The organism is Peribacillus muralis (assembly GCF_001439925.1).
Classification (GTDB): Bacteria; Bacillota; Bacilli; order Bacillales; family DSM-1321; genus Peribacillus; species Peribacillus muralis.
Map to the genome: position 1 here is coordinate 366,531 of NZ_LMBV01000002.1, position 21,885 is coordinate 388,415.

The 21,885-nt window shown below is 43.8% G+C and carries 23 protein-coding genes; 15 read left to right on the forward strand and 8 right to left on the reverse strand.

Annotated features, from left to right (window positions below; translation table 11 throughout):
- Window positions 1–10 precede the first annotated feature (10 nt).
- Window positions 11–271, forward strand: coding sequence for a DUF1871 family protein (locus ASU00_RS04120; RefSeq protein ID WP_057912166.1), 261 nt, complete (start codon window positions 11–13; stop codon window positions 269–271).
- A gap of 81 nt (window positions 272–352) precedes the next feature.
- Here ASU00_RS04120 and ASU00_RS04125 read toward each other — a convergent pair whose 3' ends face one another.
- The gene (locus tag ASU00_RS04125; protein ID WP_057912167.1) at window positions 353–1,222 is read right to left on the reverse strand and encodes an alpha/beta fold hydrolase; all 870 of its coding nucleotides are present in this window, start codon (window positions 1,220–1,222) and stop codon (window positions 353–355) included.
- 296 nt (window positions 1,223–1,518) lie between these two features.
- Here ASU00_RS04125 and ASU00_RS04130 point away from each other — a divergent pair, with 296 nt between their 5' ends.
- Window positions 1,519–2,019, forward strand: coding sequence for an Lrp/AsnC family transcriptional regulator (locus ASU00_RS04130; RefSeq protein ID WP_057912168.1), 501 nt, complete (start codon window positions 1,519–1,521; stop codon window positions 2,017–2,019).
- On the forward strand, window positions 2,016–3,185 hold the full coding sequence (locus ASU00_RS04135) for an aminotransferase (protein ID WP_057912169.1): 1,170 nt from the start codon (window positions 2,016–2,018) through the stop codon (window positions 3,183–3,185). The genes ASU00_RS04130 and ASU00_RS04135 overlap by 4 nt, the downstream gene beginning before the upstream one ends.
- A gap of 154 nt (window positions 3,186–3,339) precedes the next feature.
- On the opposite strand, the gene ASU00_RS04140 is transcribed toward ASU00_RS04135, so the two are convergent.
- Complete coding sequence (locus tag ASU00_RS04140) at window positions 3,340–3,693, reverse strand: helix-turn-helix domain-containing protein (protein ID WP_057912170.1); 354 nt, start codon at window positions 3,691–3,693, stop codon at window positions 3,340–3,342.
- A gap of 482 nt (window positions 3,694–4,175) precedes the next feature.
- Between ASU00_RS04140 and yugI the strand changes: the two genes are divergently transcribed.
- A complete protein-coding gene (yugI, locus tag ASU00_RS04145) occupies window positions 4,176–4,580 on the forward strand; it encodes a S1 domain-containing post-transcriptional regulator GSP13 (RefSeq protein WP_057912171.1) in 405 nt (134 codons plus the stop codon).
- Window positions 4,581–4,696: 116 nt separating this feature from the next.
- Here yugI and ASU00_RS04150 read toward each other — a convergent pair whose 3' ends face one another.
- Entirely contained in the window at window positions 4,697–4,930 is a 234-nt protein-coding gene (locus ASU00_RS04150; RefSeq protein WP_057912172.1) for a DUF378 domain-containing protein, read from the reverse strand.
- A gap of 212 nt (window positions 4,931–5,142) precedes the next feature.
- On the opposite strand from ASU00_RS04150, the gene ASU00_RS04155 reads away from it, so the two are divergent.
- The 3 genes from ASU00_RS04155 to ASU00_RS04165 all read left to right on the forward strand — a co-directional run bounded on the left by ASU00_RS04155 (window position 5,143) and on the right by ASU00_RS04165 (window position 8,384).
- Complete coding sequence (locus ASU00_RS04155) at window positions 5,143–6,306, forward strand: iron-containing alcohol dehydrogenase (protein WP_057912173.1); 1,164 nt, start codon at window positions 5,143–5,145, stop codon at window positions 6,304–6,306.
- Between the two features lie 153 nt (window positions 6,307–6,459).
- Window positions 6,460–7,806, forward strand: a complete 1,347-nt coding sequence (locus ASU00_RS04160; protein WP_057912174.1) for a glucose-6-phosphate isomerase — start codon at window positions 6,460–6,462, stop codon at window positions 7,804–7,806.
- Window positions 7,807–7,979: 173 nt separating this feature from the next.
- On the forward strand, window positions 7,980–8,384 hold the full coding sequence (locus tag ASU00_RS04165) for a YugN-like family protein (protein ID WP_057912175.1): 405 nt from the start codon (window positions 7,980–7,982) through the stop codon (window positions 8,382–8,384).
- Here ASU00_RS04165 and ASU00_RS04170 read toward each other — a convergent pair.
- Both ASU00_RS04170 and ASU00_RS04175 read right to left on the reverse strand, forming a co-directional pair.
- Window positions 8,381–9,370 carry a potassium channel family protein gene (locus ASU00_RS04170; RefSeq protein WP_057912176.1) on the reverse strand — a complete coding sequence of 330 codons (990 nt, stop codon included), beginning with the start codon at window positions 9,368–9,370 and terminating at the stop codon, window positions 8,381–8,383. The genes ASU00_RS04165 and ASU00_RS04170 overlap by 4 nt on opposite strands.
- A 226-nt stretch (window positions 9,371–9,596) precedes the next feature.
- Entirely contained in the window at window positions 9,597–10,883 is a 1,287-nt protein-coding gene (locus ASU00_RS04175; protein ID WP_057912177.1) for a glycoside hydrolase family 18 protein, read from the reverse strand.
- A 167-nt stretch (window positions 10,884–11,050) separates the two neighbouring features.
- On the opposite strand from ASU00_RS04175, the gene ASU00_RS04180 reads away from it, so the two are divergent.
- Window positions 11,051–11,260 (forward strand): alpha/beta-type small acid-soluble spore protein, encoded by a 210-nt coding sequence (locus ASU00_RS04180; RefSeq protein ID WP_057912178.1) that lies wholly within the window; start codon window positions 11,051–11,053, stop codon window positions 11,258–11,260.
- A 60-nt stretch (window positions 11,261–11,320) separates the two neighbouring features.
- Here ASU00_RS04180 and ASU00_RS04185 read toward each other — a convergent pair whose 3' ends face one another.
- Window positions 11,321–12,064, reverse strand: coding sequence for a glycerophosphodiester phosphodiesterase (locus ASU00_RS04185; RefSeq protein ID WP_161809687.1), 744 nt, complete (start codon window positions 12,062–12,064; stop codon window positions 11,321–11,323).
- A gap of 150 nt (window positions 12,065–12,214) precedes the next feature.
- Here ASU00_RS04185 and ASU00_RS04190 point away from each other — a divergent pair, with 150 nt between their 5' ends.
- The 4 genes from ASU00_RS04190 to ASU00_RS04205 all read left to right on the forward strand — a co-directional run bounded on the left by ASU00_RS04190 (window position 12,215) and on the right by ASU00_RS04205 (window position 16,457).
- On the forward strand, window positions 12,215–13,042 hold the full coding sequence (locus tag ASU00_RS04190) for an undecaprenyl-diphosphate phosphatase (RefSeq protein WP_330219516.1): 828 nt from the start codon (window positions 12,215–12,217) through the stop codon (window positions 13,040–13,042).
- A gap of 354 nt (window positions 13,043–13,396) precedes the next feature.
- Complete coding sequence (locus ASU00_RS04195) at window positions 13,397–14,710, forward strand: APC family permease (RefSeq protein ID WP_057912180.1); 1,314 nt, start codon at window positions 13,397–13,399, stop codon at window positions 14,708–14,710.
- Between the two features lie 139 nt (window positions 14,711–14,849).
- Entirely contained in the window at window positions 14,850–16,049 is a 1,200-nt protein-coding gene (locus ASU00_RS04200) for an MFS transporter (RefSeq protein ID WP_330219517.1), read from the forward strand.
- A 78-nt stretch (window positions 16,050–16,127) separates the two neighbouring features.
- On the forward strand, window positions 16,128–16,457 hold the full coding sequence (locus tag ASU00_RS04205) for a hypothetical protein (protein WP_057912181.1): 330 nt from the start codon (window positions 16,128–16,130) through the stop codon (window positions 16,455–16,457).
- Between the two features lie 318 nt (window positions 16,458–16,775).
- Here the strand turns inward: ASU00_RS04205 and ASU00_RS25300 are convergent, their stop codons facing one another.
- Complete coding sequence (locus tag ASU00_RS25300) at window positions 16,776–16,919, reverse strand: hypothetical protein (protein WP_161809688.1); 144 nt, start codon at window positions 16,917–16,919, stop codon at window positions 16,776–16,778.
- Window positions 16,920–17,063: 144 nt separating this feature from the next.
- Here ASU00_RS25300 and ASU00_RS04210 point away from each other — a divergent pair, with 144 nt between their 5' ends.
- Both ASU00_RS04210 and ASU00_RS04215 read left to right on the forward strand, forming a co-directional pair.
- Window positions 17,064–17,927 carry an STAS domain-containing protein gene (locus ASU00_RS04210; RefSeq protein WP_057912182.1) on the forward strand — a complete coding sequence of 288 codons (864 nt, stop codon included), beginning with the start codon at window positions 17,064–17,066 and terminating at the stop codon, window positions 17,925–17,927.
- Window positions 17,928–17,986: 59 nt separating this feature from the next.
- Window positions 17,987–18,427 (forward strand): hypothetical protein, encoded by a 441-nt coding sequence (locus tag ASU00_RS04215; RefSeq protein ID WP_057912183.1) that lies wholly within the window; start codon window positions 17,987–17,989, stop codon window positions 18,425–18,427.
- Window positions 18,428–19,005: 578 nt separating this feature from the next.
- On the opposite strand, the gene ASU00_RS04220 is transcribed toward ASU00_RS04215, so the two are convergent.
- Entirely contained in the window at window positions 19,006–19,275 is a 270-nt protein-coding gene (locus tag ASU00_RS04220) for a hypothetical protein (protein WP_057912184.1), read from the reverse strand.
- Window positions 19,276–19,513: 238 nt separating this feature from the next.
- On the opposite strand from ASU00_RS04220, the gene ASU00_RS04225 reads away from it, so the two are divergent.
- Complete coding sequence (locus ASU00_RS04225; protein WP_057912185.1) at window positions 19,514–21,883, forward strand: penicillin acylase family protein; 2,370 nt, start codon at window positions 19,514–19,516, stop codon at window positions 21,881–21,883.
- The last annotated feature ends 2 nt before the right edge of the window (window positions 21,884–21,885 follow it).

The following is a 21,885-nucleotide window of genomic DNA, read 5'->3' on the forward strand; positions in this document are numbered from 1 at the left end:
GGTGATTAGTATGGATACACAGCAAATGAATCTAGCCTTGGTTGCCGTTTTACAGCAGTGGGACCCTTTTCGAATCGGAGGGGACCTATATGAGCCGGAAATTGCCGATACAGTCGTAGCAATCCGCGATATAGATAGCCCACAGGAGCTGGCGGAAAAAATACAATCCATTTACGAGTTCGCGTTCGATGAATCCGTTCATATGGAAAAATGCCTGGAAGTTGCACAAAAGCTGCTCATTATAAAAAATGATGCTAGCTGTTCTTTCTAAAGACCAAAAAGGGTGTACCCATAACTTAGGGGCACCTTTTTTACGTTGGTTTTTGGCGGTTTACTCGCGAAAATGTCCAGGTTAATCGAGAGTAAGTTCTTTACGTTTATAAGCTGGGCTGGCCGTTTCTAAAAATCCTTTGATTAATTGATATATTTCTGCCGGTCTTTCCTCAGGAAGCAGGTGCCCGGAGTCCTCAAGTACGATAAGTTCGGAGTTGGGCAGATCATCATTCAGTCTTTGGCCAATCTCTAACGGTACGACACGATCATGCCTTCCCCAAAGCAGCAGGCAAGGTGTAAGGATCTGATTGAGGTCTTCCTTGAGCAGATCGACTTCCTTATCCCGGAGCATCCTCCCCAAAGCTCGGAAAATATCATGCTTCTTTATGAATGGTCCTAGATAGCCTTGCCTCATTTCATCGTCTATCAGGTTGGGGTCATGGACAACATTTTTCAAGTTTTTTTCAATGCCTGATCGCTGTAAATACCCTTTTATTCCGAAAGAAAAGAAAGGCAGGTAGCTGACCAATTTCATTTTTTCCGAATAGCTTGGCTGATAGCCTGATCCGGCAAGGAGAATCGCGTGTTCAACTAAGTCAGGATGCGATTTGATGAGTTGCAGGGAGACCTGCCCGCCCATGGAATGTCCGATGATAGTGAATTTGTTGATGTTTTTTTTGGCTAAAAAATGCACAACGGATTTGGCGATGTTCCGAAAGGAATACGTATATCGATAATCTTTTCCGCTTTGCCCGAATGGAGGAAGGTCCAAAGAGATGACATTGAATTCCTTGATCAAGTGGGGCACTAATTTGCGGAAGCTGAAGCTGGATGATAAAAACCCGTGAAGCAATACGAGGGTGGGGAATGAATCATCGATTTGGCTATATTCAAAATAGATATCGATATTATCCACCCGTTCCCTGCCTTGAATTGTATGATGTTCCATATCGGTCCTCTTTCCTCCGTTATTGGCAACGGATAAAATTCCATAATAACCTTACTATTTAAAAAAAGGGATACTGTTGCATAACAGAAAATTTCATAAACCGCATCAAAAAGAACAATTGCTATAACAGGTGGCCAACCAATTTGATATAATAGTGTCAGTTTATCCTGACAGAATGGGTCTTATTAATTTTTATTGTCATATAGGTTTGCGAAAAAGTCTAATAATTCGTGAGACTTATCTGCCAGCCAGCTCCATCACGTCTACAATAGAGAATTTTATAAGGGGGTTTTCCAATGCACTTAAATGAAGAGGAATTGGAAGTCTTGAGAATCATTGAAAATAACAGCCGGATTGATTTGAAGGATCTGGCTAAAATGACTGATTTATCAGAAGCGGACATTGAGGTTACATTGAAAAAATTAGAAGATATGCGTGTCATCGTCCGTTATTCAACCGTCATCAATTGGGCAAAGGTAGATGAATATCATGGTGTGACGGCGATGATCGATGTGAAAGTTACACCAAAACGCGGCGTCGGTTTCGATGAGGTTGCTAAAAGGATTTACAAATTCAAAGAAGTGCAATCTGTGTATTTGATGTCAGGGGCCTATGATCTTTCCGTTATTGTCGAGGGACGCTCAATGAATGAAGTGGCTAACTTCGTTTCCGAAAAGCTTTCGACGCTTGATTCCGTTATTTCCACGACGACCCATTTCATCATGAAAAAGTATAAGCATGATGGAACCATTTTCGATCAAACGGAAGAAGATAAGCGGATAGTGGTGTCACCATGATAAAAACGAGTTATGTTTCAAGGACGATTGCTGACCTTAGACCATCAGGTATCCGCCGTTTTTTTGACCTGGCAGCCAATCTGGAGGGTGTCGTCTCGCTTGGTGTTGGTGAACCGGATTTCGTCACATCCTGGGCAGTAAGGGAGGCGGCAATCAACTCCCTGGAGGAGGGATTCACTTCTTATACGGCCAATGCCGGTTTATATGAGTTAAGGGCGGAAATCAGTGGGTATATGGAGAAGCAGTTCCATGTTTCATATAGACCTGAGGATCAAATCATCGTTACGGTTGGAGCAAGCCAGGCGCTCGACATTACCTTGAGGACCATCTTGAACCCAGGTGAAGAAGTTATCGTGGTCGAACCATGCTTTGTGGCATATGCCCCATTGGTCACGATGGCAGGAGGAATCCCGGTCACTGTCCAAACCTCAAGGGCCGATGATTTCAAGTTGACTCCCGAGCAACTCGAAGCGGCGATTACGCCAAAGACGAAGGCCGTTTTAATCTGTTCCCCTAATAATCCTACCGGGACACAATTAGGACAGGAAGAACTGGTGATGCTTGCTGAGATCGTCAAAAAGCATGACTTGCTGGTCATTTCTGATGAAATTTATGCCGAGCTTGCTTATGATGAGCAGTTCACTTCTTTCGCCGCCATTGACGGCATGCTTGAGAGGACGATTGTCATCAATGGATTTTCGAAAGGATTTGCGATGACGGGATGGCGTCTTGGATTCGTTTGTGCCCCTAAGGAAATTTCTGAAGCGATGCTCAAGCTTCACCAATATGCGATGATGTGTGCCCCGACGATGGCACAGCATGCTGCATTGGAAGCCTTGAAGCACGGAATGCAGGATGTGGAAGATATGCGTCGCAGTTATCGGAGAAGAAGAAATTATATCGTAAAATCATTTAACGAAATGGGGCTGGATTGCCATAATCCCGGCGGGGCGTTTTATGCCTTTCCCTCCATTGAGAAGACCGGGATGACTTCGATGGAATTTGCCGAAAGACTTTTGACGGAGGAACTTGTGGCCGTTGTGCCGGGAGATGTGTTCGGCAAAAGCGGTGAAGGTCATATCCGCTGTTCCTATGCATCCTCGATGGAGCAACTTCAAGAAGCGCTGAAGAGAATGGAACGTTTCATGAACAACCATTGTAAATAAACAAAAAATAGGGATCCGGCATTATGCAGCCGGATCCCTTTCCATAGGGGGAATTAGAAAAAAGAGTTAATCTAATGGATTAACATAGAAAGTGTTAATCATAGTATATCCAGCAAGTTAAAAAAAAATACACATACTATGACAAATTTTGAATTTAAGCTTGTGTATTATATAAAGTATGCATAACTTTCAGAATTTGTTCTTCGCTAAAATCCTTGGCAGCCCTTAGGATGAGTTCAGCCTTTTTGGTGCCGATTTCTTCAATCAGCTTTTTGATGTCTTCATCAACGCCAGCTGCATTCCCGGCAGGTCCATCATTCAAAAATTCTGAGGCAGGAATATCAAGGACGGTGGAAAGCCGAAGAATCGCTTGGGTATCCGGGACCGATTCACCAGATTCATATTTTTCAATCTTTTTCGTGCCGATTCTTAATTTCAAAGCCAATTCCTGCTGAGTGAGATTATGTTCTTCTCGGTATTGTCGGATGTTGTTTGCGATATTTGACATGGATAGGCACTCCTTTATTTGGAAATTTTACTTCATGTTGTTATTTTACCATATTATAACTTAAGAAAAGTAACGGAATATGTAGGTTTTGTGAAACGAGTGCGGACAATATCGAAATGAAAGGAATAATCAAAAGAAGGGATGGAAAGTCAGCCTGATCGCCTCAGATAATTTTCCATAGATAACTCTGTTGGAAGAACAAGAAAATACCGCGTCTTTCCGTTATATCGTTTTCGCATGCGTTCTGATGGTGATAATTTAAACCGGATGAAGATTGAAGGCAAGGTTATTTGCAGCTGATTAGGATAAGTTATATATAACGATTTTATATCATTAATTATTATTTCCAAAAAACGAACATTTTTTATGAGTAAAATCCCAAAAAGTATGGTATACTTAACTTTGATTATTTACCAATTATGTGATATAATTTTTTATTGCGTGAAAAGACGAAAAAATATATATAAAATAGGAGTGTTACCATGTCTGAAAAATTCGAAATTGGTGCGGTAGTTACTGGTAAAGTTACTGGTATTCAACCATACGGTGCTTTTGTTGCTCTAGATGATTCAACTCAAGGTTTAGTTCATATTTCTGAAATTACTCACGGATTCGTTAAAGATATTAACGAACATTTAAAAGTTGGCGATGAAGTGAAAGTTAAAGTACTTTCCATTGATTCAGCTGCTGGAAAAATCGGCTTATCGATCCGTGCTACAGAAGAAGCTCCTGAGCGTACTGAAGCTCCGAAAAAAGCTCCGAAAAAACGCCAAGCATCTGTTAAAGCAACTTCTCACATCGAATCTACTGAAGGTTTCAACTCGTTGAAAGACAAACTTCAAGAGTGGATCGAACAATCTCAACGCGAAGACTTAATTAAAAAATAAGCCTTTAAAACCGGTAGATCTTTGATCTTCCGGTTTTTTTATATTCATACCAATAAAGCTGGGCCAAGGATGAATCCTTGGCCCAGCTTTATTATATGTTCAGGAACTTATGACTTTCAACGAGTCGGTTTTGTTTCAGGTTCCCGGGAGATTTCAGGACTTGGTTTAAAGAGAAGACCAAGATTAACCAGACCAGCAATTCCAACTAGTCCATAAACGATACGGGCCAATGCGGAATCTTGTCCGCCGAAGATGGATGCAACTAAATCAAATTGGAAAAAACCTATTAATCCCCAATTTATTGCACCTATTATTGTAAGAACAAGTGCCGTTCTTTGTATTCCACTCATTGTATAGCCTCCTTTTTTAAAAATAAGTTCGTTCTTTATTTATCATGCTTTTTCATCATGTAAATATACATCGTTACAAAAGTTCCAGACGTATTTTTTGTATTTATATGGAACAATGGTCATAATGGAGAAAGAAAAAAACTTGCCATTGCCGAAGTGGATGATTGCTGTTCACAAGAGAAGGTGATGTGTCATAAAAGGAGAGATATCCATTGGAAAATTTCACTTATAAAAATCCCACTAAAGTAATTTTTGGGAAGAATCAGCTTGATAGCTTAAAATCGGAAATACCTTCATATGGCAATAAAGTTTTACTTGTATACGGCGGAGGCAGCATAAAGAAAAATGGCTTATATGAAAACGTGATCGAGGCTTTGAAGGAAATTGATGCAGAGGTGCACGAACTTTCCGGAGTCGAACCGAATCCGCGCATCTCTACAGTCCGTAAAGGTGTGGATCTTTGTAAGGAGCATCATATCGACTTTGTTCTTGCTGTTGGCGGCGGAAGCGTCATTGACGCGACAAAGGCGATTGTAGCAGGTGCTAAATATGCTGGAGACCCATGGGATCTCGTCATCAAAAAGGCACCGGTCGAGGCGGCCCTGCCATTTGGAACGGTGCTGACGTTAGCTGCAACCGGCTCCGAGGCAAATTCGGGATCTGTTATAACAAACTGGGAAACGAAAGAGAAATACGGCTGGGGCAGTCCATTGGTATTCCCGCAATTCTCGATTTTAGACCCTGAAAACACTTTTTCAGTTCCAAGGGACCAAACGGTATACGGAATGGTCGATATGATGTCACATGTGTTCGAAACGTATTTCCATCCTGAAACGCATGCACCGCTTCAGGACCGCTTCTGTGAATCGTTGTTATTGACGGTGATGGAAACGGCACCTAAGCTATTGGATGACCTCGAGGATTATGAGCACCGGGCTACCATCCTTTATTCAGGAAATATAGCCTTGAATGGTTCGCTTGGAGTCGGTTACTTTGGTGATTGGGCGACACATAATATTGAACATGCCGTTTCGGCTGTTTATGACATCCCGCATGCAGGCGGCTTGGCCATTTTGTTCCCGAATTGGATGAAGCATGTGCTTCATGAAAATGTCTCGCGCTTTAAACAGGTTGCAGTTCGAGTGTTCGATGTCGACCCTGAAGGAAAAACGGATGAGGAAGCGGCCCTCGAAGGTATTGAAAGACTTCGTGCGTTTTGGAGCAGCTTAGGGGCGCCGACCAAGCTTTCGGATTATGACATTGACGACTCTCAATTGGAAGTCATGGCAGATAAAGCGATGAGCAGAGGGGACTTTGGCCGATTCAAAATCCTGAACCGTGAAGATGTCCTTGCGATATTACGCGCTTCATTGTAAACAAGCGAAGTGTTCCAGTTCCAGCTCCCACCTTTTTAAGGTGGGAGTGTAAATTAATCGGGATAATTCGCCAATTGCTTTATCCATTTCTTGATTATGAGAAATACATCAGATAAAGTGAAAAGGAAACCTACAATTCGAGGAGGAATTTACATGGCTCATATTCGTTTCGATTATTCAAAAGCCCTGCCGTTTTTCGGGGAGCATGAAATAACCTACTTACAGGATGCCGTAAAAGTGGCACACCATTCCCTGCACGAACAAACCGGGGCAGGACATGAATATCTTGGCTGGATCGATTTACCTGCCAACTATGATAAAGAAGAATTCTCAAGGATCAAAAAGGCGGCAGCGAAAATCAAGGAAGATTCTGAAGTATTGCTGGTGATCGGAATCGGTGGCTCATACTTGGGAGCTCGCGCAGCGGTCGAGATGCTGCAACATAGCTTTTATAACATATTGCCTTCTGACAAAAGAAAAACACCGCAAGTTCTTTTTGTAGGCAACAACATAAGCTCTACATATATGAAAGACTTAATGGACCTATTGGATAATCGCGATTTCTCGATCAATGTTATCTCTAAATCAGGTACGACGACTGAACCTGCACTAGCTTTCAGGATCTTCCGGAAACTTCTTGAACAAAAATATGGCGTCGAAGAAGCGAAAAGCCGGATTTATGCGACCACTGATAAAGAAAGGGGCGCATTAAAAACGGTGGCAAACGAGGAAGGCTTCGAAACTTTCGTCATTCCCGATGATGTGGGCGGACGGTACTCGGTTTTAACGGCAGTTGGCTTACTGCCAATCGCGGTCAGCGGGGCAGATATCGATCAAATCATGGAAGGTGCCGAGAGTGCCAGGAAAGACTTCAGTTCTTCCGAGCTAGCTGACAATCAGGCATACCAATACGCCGCAGTTCGTAACGTCCTTTACAATAAAGGAAAAACGATCGAAATGCTGATCAACTATGAGCCAGGTCTGCAATACTTCTCTGAGTGGTGGAAGCAATTATTCGGAGAAAGTGAAGGAAAAGATCAAAAAGGGATTTTCCCTTCGTCAGCCAATTTTTCGACTGACCTGCATTCATTAGGGCAATATGTCCAAGAAGGCCGTCGTGATCTTTTTGAAACGGTCATCAAAGTAGAGGATGCCCGTCATGAAATTGTAATCGAGGAAGCGGAAAATGACTTGGATGGCCTGAATTATCTATCAGGTGAAACGGTGCAGTTCGTCAACAATAAAGCATTCGAAGGCACGCTGTTAGCTCATACGGACGGCGGCGTTCCAAACCTTATCGTCACGGTTCCAAAACTTGATGCGTATACGTTCGGCTACCTCGTATACTTCTTCGAGAAGGCATGTGCCATGAGCGGTTACCTGCTCGGCGTCAATCCATTCGATCAGCCTGGTGTGGAAGCGTATAAAGTGAATATGTTTGCGCTGTTGGGCAAGCCTGGTTTTGAAGAGAAAAAAGCGGAGCTGGAAAAGCGCTTATAACAAAAAAAAGGTATCAAGCGGGATGTGTGTCATCTCAGCTTGATGCCTTTTTTATATTGTAGTAAGGCCGTGATGCGGGCTAAGGGCAATCGCAGGAAGAATAATACATTTCAGGTTTTTTTAAAGGCCTTTTGGTTATGCTAATAGAAAATTAGCGAAAGAGGTTTTTTACCATGATCAAAATTTCTTCTGAGTTGGAAGGGAAAACATTCGGTTTGTTCGACCTGGAGACGAAGCTAAAACCGGAGGGCTATGTAATAGGGGGTGGATGGGACTATGACCACGGCTCTTTCGATTATAAAATGGACGACAGTGATGGATACCAATTCTTGCGTGTCCCCTTCAAGGCCATTGATGGTTCACTCGATAAAGATGGTGTAACGGTCGAGCTTTTACAGCCATTTTTGCTATCCCATAAGTACGAGGACGGCATCGATGATGAAGGGAATATTGGTAACCTTTCGGCGTCCTTCAATCAGTTCGCCGAGCCTGAGGATCCGGATGCGGAATTTCCGGAAAATTATATCTCTTATGGGAAATCGCTTGTCCGTGATTTGGAAAAGCTGATATTACCTTAATCACCAAGAATGAGCAGGGCGTCATGGCGATGTACGATCGTATCTGCAGGGGGCTTGATGAAGGTCTCGCCTCCCGATATGATGCCGATCACCCATATATTTTGTTCAAATAGCTCGATGCTTAAATGCTTGAACGTCTTTTCTGCCCAGTCCGCCTGAATGGGCAGCTGTTTGATTTTCAATCCCTTCATTTCATTTTGCTCCTCGTCTTCCCCGACGATTCCTTTTGATAGAGCCTCCTGCATATATTCACTCGCAAATTTATTCGTTTCGACGATTCCGTCCGCACCAGCGCGTAAAGCATTTTCCTTTTGCTCTTGAGTTAATATCTCGACAAGACAATATACGTCCGGGTTCAGCCCTTTGACGGCCAATAACGATAATATCGAGAACATATCCGTTTGCAGTTCGTCTTGATTAAGGTCAGCGGTGATAAGAACACGTATTGCCTGCTTTATATTCGCTTTCTTCAGAACGGAGTCCAATGTCGCTTTTCCGTGTACGAAGTGGATATTCGTCCTTGGAAGCGGATGCTTTTGGAGCGTATCATCAATAAGGACTATGGACTGACGATGCAAGGTATCATGAATGTTTTCGATGATTCTTTTAGAGCGGCCATTCCAGCCTACAATGATGATATGTCCGCCGCCGTTGAAGTCCTTCTTCCCTGTAAGGAATTGCTGTTCGGTGGAAATGGACATTTTTGCAATGTGGGCAAAATAAGAGGTGATCAGGCCGGCACCTGACAAAATGAGTACGATGCCAATGATTTTGCCAAGATTGGTTACGGGGGTGTAATCGCCGTAGCCTACCGTTGACATCGTCACGATCGCCCACCAGATGCCATCGAGCAAGGTGGGGAAGGTATTGGGCTCGACAAGGTGAATCAATATCCCGAATGAAAGTAAAAATAAGCCGATAATGGAAAGTAATCTGATGAAGCGCGGGAATCTAGGAACGGTGGTACTGAATGGGATTCTAATCATGTTTTTCACACCCCTTAAGCTGTTCCCCTTAGTATGGACAAGAAAGACTTTGCTCATAAGGCGTGGGCGGAAAACTTTGAATCACGATAAAAGCCTTCCGGAAAGCGCCGGAAAGCGCCGGAAGGCTTTTATGTCTGAGTCACATATCCTGAAACCTGGACTTCATGCTCGCTCTTGGATTATATGCCGGTTCCTTTGCCATTATTCCAAAAAGCTCGTGCCGCTCTCACACTCTTCTGCGTACGTTGAAATTATCGCTGATGAGCAGCCAGTTCTGTGGGAAGGATAGTCCTAGTTTCCAATAGCTCATCCCTCTGAGATTCAATTCCTTGATTAAATCGAATTTGGCCTGTATCGATCGGGCATCTTCAAACCATACCTCATGCTGCCTATCTTCAATATCGGTATAATTGAAGTGCGGGGCCTGTGCGGTTTCATCATATTCGATGGATACGTCATTTTCGGCAGCAAGCTGGATGGCCTGCTGTGGGCTTACGGCCCTTGCTGTGGTTCCCTGTACAAAGGGCAGGGTCCAATCATATCCATAAAGATTTTGGCCCATCAGGATTTTGTTGGCAGGCATCTCGGTGATGGCATATTCCAGCACCTCGCGAACGGGTCCAATCGGTGACACGGCCATTGCCGGTCCTCCGCTATATCCCCATTCATATGTCATGATGATCACAAAGTCGACGATTTCACCATGTGCCTTATAATCATGTGCCTCATACCAGCGCCCTTTTTGATCGGCACTTGTTTTCGGGGCCAGCGCCGTCGAAATGAACCAGCCCTCCTTCTTGAAACGTTCCTTCGCTTTTCGGAGAAATTGATTATAAGCTTCTTTATCTGTTGGCCGTAGATATTCAAAGTCAAAGTGAATATCCCTAAATCCATATTTCTTTGCAGTCGCAACGATGTTGTTCAAGAACTTATTTTGAACGGAAGTGTTCGTTAAGATGATTTGCCCGAGTTCATCGCTGAATTGGTCATTTTCCTGATTCGTGATCACCATCATCAGGACGTTTTTATTTTCTCTGGCGATCGCCGGGAAATTATTGAGCAATGGCTCCTTCAAGGAACCGTCACGAAGCGCCTGGAAGCTGAATGGAGCCAAATAGGTTAAATAGGGCGCAGCTTCCCTTGCTGCCGTTTCAAGGGCCGGTGCAACCGTCGTACCCCTTGGCTCGACATATCCGTTGAATTCGGCAGTCCGTTTTTGGCGTGCCGGAATATAGAGACGGTATCCAACCGCGAGGGACTGACCTTCAGGAATGCCGTTTATATTTGCCAATTCTTGAAAAGGGACATCAACCTTTTTCGAAATGGAATAAAGACTATCACCCGGCTGCACGAAATAGTAGCTGCCGACGATTGGAATGACAAGGGCCTGCCCCGTAACAAGATTATTTGGGTTAGGGATTTTATTGGATTCCACGAGCCGATCGACGGATACGCTGTACGTCTGGGCGATGCCAAATAACGTCTGGCCTGGCCTAACCACATGTATTTGCAATTTCTTTCCCTCCTACTGAAAGTTTTCCTAACAGTTTATGAGCATCGAAAGAAAATCATGATAAGTAGCTTTGGAATGAAGAATCCCAATCAAAAAATAATTCAATAAATTGGCAATAATAATTTAAGCTCAAAATGCTAATTAATATTAGTAGGAGGTGAAAACACATGGCAAACAACAACAGCAGCAATCAACTAGTAGTAGCTGGCGCAGAGCAAGCTCTACAACAAATGAAATATGAAATCGCAAGTGAATTTGGCGTGAATTTAGGTGCCGATACTACTGCTCGCGCTAACGGTTCCGTTGGTGGAGAAATCACTAAACGTTTGGTTCAAATGGCTGAACAACAATTAGGTGGTTCAAACTATTCTCGCTAATTAACTGAATATCATGGCTAGAAAAGAGAAGGGGCAACGGCTCCTTCTCTTTCGCTTTGTTCAGCCGTTCGACTGCCAAGCCTTTAATGCCTTGAGGGCCTTTTCCGGAAAATCCGTCATGATTACGTCAACACCCATCTCTGCTAACTTGATGATATCCGCCTCATCATTAGCAACCCACGGCCGGATTTTATATCCGAGTGTTTTGGCGAGTTCATTTACCGATTCAGTCAGGCTGTCTTTATCCGGATGAAAACCGGATTCTTGCTTATCACGCAAAATTTGCTCCAAGTTTTCTGGAAGCCCCTCGAACAATAGAGCTCGCTCAAGATCTGGAGCGAGCAGCTTCACCTTTTCGATCGATTGATGGTTAAAGGAAGAGAGGATCACCCGATGTTCCATCTCATGATGACGAATGGCATCGATAATCTTCTGTTCGATTCCTTCATAGGCCAGTTTATCCGTTTTAATTTCGACGTTCATCCATAAGCGATTATCCTTGGCCCATTCAAAAACTTCCCCCAAAAAAGGAATTCGCTCCCCGAGGAATTCCCTGGAGAACTTGACCCCGGCATCCCCCGTTTTCAGCTGTTGGGCCGAATGATCTTTTACATACCCGGTAAGGGAGGTAGTTCGATCGAGGGTTTCATCATGGATGATGACCAATTCTCCATCAGCACTAAGATGGACATCGAACTCAATTCCTTCGGCACCTATTTCAGCAGCCTTTTGAAAGGCGGCCATCGTATTTTCCGGGTGCGTTCCTTTGGATCCTCGATGGGCGAAAATTTTTATGTTTTGCAAAAACATCACATCCCCTTTAAACTTAGTTAGAACCATCATACCCTTACCCTTGAAATGTTTCAGCAATGTTTATTAGACAATATTTTAAACAACGAGTACAATACATATGGTATTTCCATAAATAGGTGTTCGAAATAAGAGGTGAATAAAATGAATATGTGGGAAATTTTTGTCGCAATTGTCCTTGGTCTTGTAGAAGGACTAACTGAGTTTGCGCCTGTATCGTCTACAGGGCATATGATTATCGTCGATGATTTATGGCTGAATTCAAAAGAACTTTTTGGGAGTGAAGTGGCCAACGCCTTCAAGGTGGTCATCCAGCTCGGATCGATACTCGCCGTGGTCGTGCTCTTCTGGGGGCGGTTCATGGACTTGCTCGGTCTAAAGAAGCTGAAAGGCACATCTGCTGGGAACGGCGCAAAGCTTAACCTATTGCAGGTATTCGTCGGATTGCTTCCGGCGGGCGTTTTTGGTCTTTTATTCGAAGATTACATCGATGATAACTTATTTACGATAAAGACAGTCATCGTCGGGTTGTTCCTTGGTGCGTTCTTGATGATCGCTGCGGATAAATTCCATCCAAAGCTGACTGCCGAGACGGTTGACCAAATTACGTACAAACAAGCACTTGGAGTCGGGTTGATCCAATGTCTATCACTATGGCCAGGGTTTTCCCGTTCAGGATCGACGATTTCAGGCGGTGTGCTATTAGGGATGAGCTATCGGGCCGCTTCCGATTTCACGTTCATCATGGCAGTGCCGATCATGGCAGGTGCCAGTCTGTTGAAAATCGTCAAGTATTGGGACTCTTTCACTCCTGAAGTACTGCCATTCTTCATCGCAGGCTTCATCAGTGCTTTTATCTTTGCTTTATTCTGTATTCGCTTTTTCTTGATTTTAATCAATAAAGTGAAATTGACTCCATTCGCCATCTATCGGATCGTTTTGGCTGTAATTTTATTATTCATTATTTGGTAATACGAAATTAAGCGTGAAAAGAGAATGCGATCCACCCTGTTTGATAGGGGTGGATTTTTTTGTGTTCAAATGATACTTAACGAATGATTTAAGGGTTTGTTGTTTTTTAATTCGTTTTTATTGCAAAAATAACTCATTATTCTTTCTTAAGTAAAAAAATATTCGGATTTAGATGTGATATAAGCACGGGTAGCAAAAAAAATATTTTGACGAAAAAACGCTTTCGGTGTAGTGATATCAAGGTATTCATCGTATTGATATAAAATTCATACTATTCCATAAACTATTCTTAAATAATTTCTATGATATAATTTTAGTATATAAAAATACAAGTGTACACAAGGGGAGGACAAAATGGGGAATGACCAGTTGAAAAAAACGATTGGCTTTTGGGTTGGAACATCTATAGTAGTTGGAACGGTTATCGGCTCTGGTATTTTCATGAAACCTGGAGACGTGCTTGAGTTAAGCGGCAATTCAACCATGGCCTTATTAGCTTGGTTGATAGGCGGTCTCATTACCCTGGCAAGCGGTTTGACGATTGCAGAAGTGAGCACTCGCATTCCTAAAACGGGTGGCTTATATGTTTACCTTGAGGAAGTGTACGGAAAAGTTTGGGGATTCCTCTGCGGCTGGGTGCAAACATTGGTGTATGGCCCTGCTGTCATGGGAGCCCTCAGTTTATATTTCGGGTTATTGTTGTCAGGAATTTTCAATATATCTTCTGACTATACGCTCGCGATTGGAATCATAACGATCGTTTTCTTGGCAGCCATGAATCTGCTCGGGACGAAGTACGGCGGTATCATCCAAACATTATCGACCGTCGGCAAACTGATTCCGATCATTTTCATCGCCGTTTTCGGCATTATCCAAGGGGATATGCCAGTATTCAATATAGCAAGTGAAAGTACAATGAAAGTCAGTATGGCTGGAGCGATCTTGGCTACCCTTTGGGCGTATGATGGCTGGATGAACGTCGGCTTCATGGCAGGGGAGATGAAAAACCCGCAAAAAACGTTACCGCGCGCGATCATTACGGGCATCCTTGTGGTCATGGTCGCATACTTGGCTGTAAACCTTGCCATGCTTCATGTGTTGGGGCCAGACGGTGTCGTCGAACATGGTACGAATGCTGCGAATGTTGCGGCAACGATGCTATTTGGTGAATTGGGCGGGAAATTGATTGCAATCGGAATTCTGATATCCATATTCGGTTGCTTGAATGGGAAGCTCCTGACCTTCCCGCGCATTACCTTGGCGATGGCGAACGATAAAATGATGCCTGGACATAAGCAAATCGGGAAAATATCGCCAAGGTTCAAGACGCCTATCAATGCGACGATATTACAAGTGATCATCTCCATCATCATGATGGTTGTGACAAACCCTGACAAACTTACGAATATGGCGATTTTCTCCGTTTTCTGTTTTTATGGATTAGCTTTCTTTGCAGTCTTCATCCTGCGTAAAAGAGATCCGCATGCAAAAACATATAAAGTTCCGCTATACCCAATCATTCCTATTGTAGCGATTGTTGGTGCACTATATATTGTCGTAAGCACATTAATCGATACTCCGCTTGATGCCCTGTACTCATTGATCATTCTCGTTATCGGCATGCCCGTTTACTGGCTCCTAAAAAAGAGCGAGTATGCAAGAGGTTAAGCGCAATACGACGAAAAAACCCTTCACTCCTTGCAGTGAAGGGTTTTTTATCATGAAGCGGAAGGCTGTATGCGGCAAAATAGACAACAGATGCCGTTCGTATTAACATAGGGGGAAAGTTTAATCGTGAAGGGTCTGAATGAAAGTGAATTATATCGAGCCTGGTGGAAAATCATTCAAGATGACAATCTTGGCTTTATTTCTTGGTAGTTTTGTAACGTTTGCCGATTTATATAGTACGCAGCCTGTCATTCCGGTGTTCGCCAAACAATTCGGCGTCTCCCCTGCAATGGCAAGCCTGTCCTTATCATTCGCGACAGGGGCTCTGGCGATCTGTTTATTGCTCGTTTCCTTTTTCTCGGAAAATATCGATCGGAAAAAAATAATGGCGACAGCGCTCTCGCTATCTGCCATATTATCGATATGCGTGAGCTTCATCCACGATGACTTATACATCCTGATCACTATACGGGCGATTCAAGGTGCTGTACTCGCTGGTTTCCCGGCAATTGCGATGGCCTACATCAATGAAGAATTCCATCCGAAAAGCTTAGGTTATGTGATGGGGATTTATGTGAGCGGCTCTAGCATCGGCGGATTGGCCGGCAGGCTGATTGTCGGGGTGCTGACCGATCATTTCTCATGGAATATAGCAATTGGCAGCCTTGGAGCCCTAAGCTTGCTCATTAGCCTGTTCTTCTGGCGGATGCTTCCCGCTTCCAAGCATGCCAGTCACAATAAAGTGTCATTGTCGAGGATCAAAGCCTCCTTAATCAATAACTTAAGGAATGGCAGGCTAGTCCTCTTATTCAGTATGGCTTTCCTATTGATGGGATCGTTTGTTACCGTTTATAATTTTGTGGGTATACCATTAATGGGACCGCCCTATAATTTATCACAGACATTAATCGGCTTCATTTTCATCATCTATCTGGTCGGGACATTCAGTTCCACCTGGATGGGGAGGCTCGCCGATCAATATGGTCGGAAGGGCGTCCTTCTTTCCGGAATCGCAATCATGCTGCTGGGGGCGCTCTTAACCTTAGTGTCACCACTGCTGCTGAAAATAATCGGCCTGGCCCTGTTTACATTCGGTTTTTTTGGAGCCCACTCCATTGCCAGCAGCTGGATCGGAAGGTTAGCCGAAAAAAACGAAAAAGCACAAGCATCCTCTTTATATCTGCTGTTTTACTATGCAGGGTCCAGTGTAGTGGGGGCATCAGGCGGTTTATTTCTGATGAAGTTCGGATGGGTCGGGGTCATCTCGGCGGTATCCATCCTCATCGTGCTTGCTGCTTTTTGTGTCATTAAGGTTGAAAAGGTCAAAAATATAACATGATTTTCAGGCTGCTGAATATAATCTAGTGAAAAAGGATAGAGAATAATAGATTGATTAGAGAAGAGGGTAATAGATAGAGTGAAACGAAAAGCTGTAATTCTCATTGGGTTGTTAGCCGTTTTAATTATATTATTCATTGTATACTTAACAAGTCCGGGCAGATTGGCAAAAGTGGAGATCGTCGAAAAATACTATCCCCATTTCTCCGATGGCAAGGCGGTCGGTTTTAAGACGAACGAAATCATTGCTGTGTCGGAAACCGAAGAGGGCTCCAATTGTGCAATGAAATTCAACAATGGGGAAACGTTGGAAATAGATTGTGACCGTTATTTAAACTATAAAATCGGTGAAACGGTCTACATTACTACTGAAGGAAACCATGTGAAGGAAATTCGGAGAAAAAGATAAGACGAAAACCCAGGCCAAATGGACTGGGTTTTATTCCGAGACCTATTTGATTTATTAGTGGATTAGAAGCAGCTATGAGTGAAGTGGAATGCAACGCTCCGCGAAAAAGCTTTCTTAAACTGTTGCCAATCCAAATGTTAAAACGGAGGGTGCGAGACTCCTGCGGGAAATGCGCGTCACGGGAGACCCCGCAGGCAAGCGCCGAGGGCGGACCGCCTCTTGGAAAGCTAAGTGCCTGCAGTGAAAAGGAACGACGTTTATCTCATGTTCATGCAGAAAATACTACAAACTGAAACCCAGCCAAGTGGACTGGGTTTTTCATTTTTTATCTTTGTTTTTCGTTTTATCTTTTTTATTACGCCGTAGTACATCCAAAATCCTGCGGCTGTTATTTTTACTGTTTATGAGTTCGACTAAATCGCTCATGTTTTCAGATTCAAAGTCTTTTTCATTCTTTTTCATCGTATCCCTCCAAGTCATATAACATAATACCCTTTTTGTGAATGGGGTAAACGTCTCTTATCATATTGGTAATAGAAGGATTTTATATCACAAACCATTAATTATTTGTTAAAATGTGATAAAAGCCCTGTAAGGGAGGTCGAAATGGAACAATTAAGAATGATCGGCGAAAAAATTGAAAAATTCAAAAACATATTAGTGGAGCATATTGAATTGTTTGACGAAGAGGATTCACGCTATGACCTTGAAACGAGTAAACAAGTAAGATCACAGCTCATTCAAATTCACGCTGATGCGTTAATTCATGGTAAGGAACAAGCAATGTCGAGTATGAAAGCTACCGGCATGATAATCGGAAAGCGCATCGTGGATATGGGAATAACTTTAGATAAATGCATTGAGGAAGCCCAACTGCTCCGTAACCTTTTTTGGAGCTTCATTGAAGAAGAGGTAAGCAACAGGTACTACTCCATTGAAATATTACTGAAGGCAAGTTCGATAATCGATTCAATCCTCGACCAATACATTCACTGTATCAGCATAAGCTATGTCAACCATTATAAACAAATGGCCACTGTAGCAAATGAATCACTGCAAAAAATAAAGGAAAACCAAGAAGTCATGGAGGAGTTGGCGACTCCAATCGTTCAGACCGTATTAAAGGACGTGCTGCTCTTCCCGATGATCGGACGCGTTGATGACTGGAGAATGGAATCGATGCAATCGAGGCTCCTGCAAAAATGTGCCAATTTACACGCAGAAGTCCTGATTATCGATTTCTCCGGGATTACGTTTACGAAGGAGAGCAATATGCTTTTCCTGCTTGAGCAATTAGTGGGGGCCCTGTCGTTGATGGGAACGGAAACGATGGTCGTCGGCTTCACCCCCGATGTGGTGAAACGGATTGTCAAACTAGACTTTGCCAATCACGTAAAAGCCTTTCTATCATTTGCGCAGGCCATGGAATTTATCTTTAAGCAAAGAGGTCTGGCCCTTCAGCCACTATGATGGAGATATCCTAGTTAGGGTATCTTTTTTTTAGAGCATCAAAGAAAGGTGGATGAACAATGTTTTCCAAGAAAAATGAGAATTTGGATGAACCATATCAAAAATGGTATTGTATAGGAATCATGACAGATCACGGACTGGAGGATGAAGAATATGATGTGTTATCAAAGCGCATCCGCGACTCAATCCAAAATGTATCGGTCATATCGGATCTGATTCGGGTGAAATGGGACCGGGAAAAATTGCAAAGCCTAAATGAACGTTTTCAGCACCCGGTATATTCCGACCCATGCTTCATCATCAATGAATTCATACCAGAAGATATAAAAAAAGAAAGAAAGCTACTCCAAAAAAACAATAAATGGAAGAGACTCTTCGGATTCCTCTCCCCGATGGACTACATGGAAGCAGAGACAAAGGCGGCCCATGACTTTGATAAGTCCCTCCTTTATACAGATGATGTAAATCAAGTCATTCAATACATACAGACCAATAGCTAAACTAAAGCACCGATACATCGTATCGGTGCTTCTCCAATGCAGATACAACCCACAAGAAAAAGGCCGAATCATGAGAGTGCCGAATTCACGAATAAACCGCTCAAACTCACGAATAAACAGACCAAACTCACGAATAAAGTACCGAAATTCACGAATAAACCGCTCAAACTCACGAGTAAACCGCCCAATTCACGAGTAAACCGCTCAAATTCACGAGTAAACGCCGAATTCACGAGTAAACCGCTCAAACTCACGAGTAAACGCCGAATTCACGAGTAAACCGCCCGAATTCACGAGTAAACCGCTCAAACTCACGAGTAAACGCCCAATTCACGAGTAAAGTACCGAAATTCACGAATAAAGTCGCCGAATTCACGAATAAACCGCTCAAACTCACGAGTAAGCGCCGAATTCGCGAGTAAACCGCCCAAACTCACGAGTAAACGCCGAATTCACGAGTAAACAGTCCAAACTCACGAATAAAGTACCGAAATTCACGAATAAACCGCTCAAACTCACGAATAAACCGCCCAAATTCGCGAGTAAACCGTTCAAACTCACGAGTAAACCGCTCAAACTCACGAGTAAGCGCCAAATTCACGAGTAACCGCCAAATTCACGAGTAAACAGGCCAAATTCACGAATAAAGTCGCCAAACTCACGAATAAAGTACCGAAATTCACGAATAAACCGCCCAAACTCACGAATAAACCGCCCAATTCACGAGTAAACCGCTCAAACTCACGAGTAACCGCCCAATTCACGAGTAAAGTACCGAAATTCATGAATAAAGTCGCCAAACTCACGAATAAAGTACCGAAATTCACGAATAAACCGCTCAAACTCACGAATAAACCGCCCAATTCACGAATAAACCGCTCAAACTCACGAATAAACCGCCCAATTCACGAGTAAACAGTCCAACCTCACGAGTAAGCGCCCCAACCTCACGAGTTATACAGCCCAAATTCCATAATTTCAAGAAAACTGTTCAAATTGTCGGAGGTTGGTAGGAAAGATGGAGGGAGGCGCGGAATATTTAAGTGGAAAGAAAGAGAGTTTTTAAGGGGAGAGGGAGTTGAGTCGATGGAAGTTGCCGTACCTCAGCAAAGGCCGAAGCGAAAGTGGAGGAGGCGAGCACTATGGAGTGGTGGAATCCTGATTTTTCTTTTGCTGTCTGTCCTGATTGCAGCGAATGTATTTCTATCACGATCGTTGCCGGAAACGAAGGGGGAAATTTCGCTGCCGGGTCTTTTGAAACCGGTTACGGTGGTGCGGGATTCCAGTGGGGTCCCGCATATCCAGGCTGCGAATGAGCATGATTTGTATTTAGCTCAGGGGTATATTCAAGCGCAAGACCGTTTATTTCAAATGGATTTAAGCAGGCGTCAGGCGTCAGGAAGATTGAGCGAGGTGATTGGTGAGAAAACTGTCAAAAATGATAAGTATTTTCGCACCCTTGGGCTGAGACGGGCGGCTGAAGCCTCCTACGCGGAATATACATCCGAAGGGAAAGAAGCGTTGGATGTGTTTGCCGAGGGGGTCAATCAGTATATCGATGAACTGAAGGAGAATGGAAAATGGCCGGTCGAGTTCACTTTGCTCGGATATGAACCCGAGCCGTGGACACCTGTGGATTCGCTGACCATCGGTAAATATATGGCTTTTGATTTAGGCGGGAACTGGGAGGACCAGGCGTTCAGACAGTATTTGCTGCAAACGTTCCCTAAGGAAAAGGCGTATGATTTATTTCCGGATTATCCAAAGAATGCTCCTTATATCATTGGTAAGGAGGAACTGGATATTGAGAAAAGCTTTGCATCGGCCGTTATTCCATATGAATTCAATGGCAGCAATAATTGGGTCGTATCGGGCAGCAAAACGGATTCCGGTAAGCCGCTATTGACGGATGATCCGCATCTAGGGTTGGCTACACCGTCGGTTTGGTATCAAATGCATTTGGAGGCTCCGACAGTCAATGTGAGCGGGGTGATTTTTGCCGGAATTCCGGGCATCATCCTCGGTCATAATGAAAAGGTCGCATGGGGAGTGACCAATACGGGTCCGGATGTTCAGGATTTGTTCATTGAGAAGAGAAACCCGAAAAACGAAAGTGAATTCGCCTTCAAGGATACATGGGAAAAAGCTGAAATCGTGGACGAGCCGATTAAGGTGAAGGATGGTAAGACGCTTGATTATAAGGTGACGGTCACACGTCATGGACCGGTCATCTCCGAGTTTGCCGGCAAAAGCGGGAAAGATACTGTGCTTGCATTAAGGTGGACGGCACTTGATCCGTCCGCAGAGCTTGAAGCGGTATTGAATATGAATAAAGCGGGAAACTGGAACGATTTCGAAAAAGCTCTATTGAAATTCGAAACGCCGGCACAGAATTTCGTCTTTGCCTCCATTGATGGGACCATTGCCTATAAGGCAAACGGGAAAATCCCGATCCGGAGAAAAGGTGATAGTATGCTGCCTGTTCCGGGCTGGACGGATGAATATGAATGGACAGGCTATATCCCGTTTGATGAACTTCCAAAAACGATCAACCCGAAGGAAGGATTCATATCGACGGCGAATAATAAAGTCATCTCAGATGATTATCCTTACCACATCAGCAATAACTGGGCCCAGCCATACCGTCAGATGCGGATACAGGAGTTTTTGAAAGCCAATAAAAAGCTGACGGCATACGATATGCAAACATTGCAGATGGATCAAGTGAATCTTCAAGCCAAGGAGTTTGTTCCTCAATTCCTGGAGGTATTTAAGGGCTCATCGGGCAAACAGGAAGTAGAGGCGTTAAGGATATTGAAGAAATGGAATCATATTGATTCGGTAGATGAAGCGGCACCGCTGATTTTTAATGTTTGGATGAAAAAAATAGGGGATGTTCTGCTTAAGGAGGAAATACCTGAGGAAACCCTTAACCTCTTTAATGGCAGGCGTTCGGCAGTTGATGAACTGCTGCGACGTGGATTGGACGGTAAGCCGGGTCCTTGGATTGTAGATGGCGGCGGTCTGGAGCAGGTGCTTGCCAAGTCGCTACAGCAGACGTTAACGGAATTGGAAGAAACACAGGGGAATGATATGGCTGATTGGGAATGGGGGAACTATCATCAGGTAAGGTTCAATCACCCGTTATCGAGTGTCACCCCGTTAAATTATTTGTTTAACAGCGGCGGCGGGGTTCCGGTCGGCGGCAGCAGCGTCACCGTGCAGGCAGCGGCATTTTTAGATGACGGAACCGTTAATCATGGCGGCTCCTGGAGGTTCGTCATCGATCTAGCGGACATGAATCAAGGCTATCATCTCGTTGGTCCTGGCCAATCAGGTAACGTCAAAAGCGAATGGTACGACGATCAGCTTGACGATTGGGCAGAAGGGACTTATCACAAAACGGTAATGAATGAGCCAAAAGGTGACAAGCTGACATTGAAACCGTCAAAATGATC